At 35.6% G+C, this 779-nt stretch carries 1 pseudogene; it reads left to right on the top strand.

The annotated features are described in order from the left end of the window. The first annotated feature begins 13 nt into the window (after positions 1 to 13). Positions 14 to 779: pseudogene (locus NI468_RS16055) on the top strand (IS5-like element ISAba31 family transposase).

The raw sequence follows: 779 nt of genomic DNA, 5'->3' as shown, positions 1-779 counted from the left end.
TTTACTATTCGCTATGCCTCGTACCATGCTGACAGATCAACACTGGCAAAAGTTGAAAGTTATTCTGCGTAATTTATCCATTCACCACAACTCAAATTTACGCAATTTTATTGAAGCTATTCTCTATAGAATTAGAACAGGCTGTCCGTGGCGAGATATTCCTTGTTGTTTTGGTCATTCAAACTCTATTTTCAAACGTTTTAATCGTTGGTCAAGCAGCGGTAAGTTACTTAGATTATTCAAATTACTAGCCTCATGCCCCGATATGGAGTGGATTTTTATTGATGGCTCTCATGTACGTGCTCATCAACATTCTGCCGGCATAGCGAATCAATCTATTTCTAAAAGTGTAGGAGGAAACTCCTCAAAAATACATTTGATTGTTGATGCACATGGCAATCCTATTGATTTCATGATTACCGATGGAACCACACATGATGTTAAAGTTGCACCTGATTTAATATCAACATTAGATTTAAAAGAGACAAAAGTGGTATGTGCAGATAAAGGCTATGATTCAGAACCACTGCGTGAACAGATCAGGAAAACAGGGACTAAAGCGAATATACCAAAGAAAACAAATAGCCAATCGAACAATGACCATATGGACTGGTGTTTATATAAAATCAGGCATTTAGTTGAAAATATGTTTTGTAGATTAAAGCAATTTAGAGGAATAGCTACTCGATATGACAAGCTCAAAAGAAATTATCAAAGTTCTGTTGCTTTAGCCTGTATATTTTTATGGCTACCTTTATAGGGTTAATTATGAACAGTAA

It is taken from the genome of Acinetobacter lwoffii (assembly GCF_024129355.1).
GTDB classification, from domain to species: domain Bacteria; phylum Pseudomonadota; class Gammaproteobacteria; order Pseudomonadales; family Moraxellaceae; genus Acinetobacter; species Acinetobacter lwoffii_I.
Note: the sequence above shows the minus strand (reverse complement) of the source record. Positions and strands in the feature narration are given on the sequence as shown.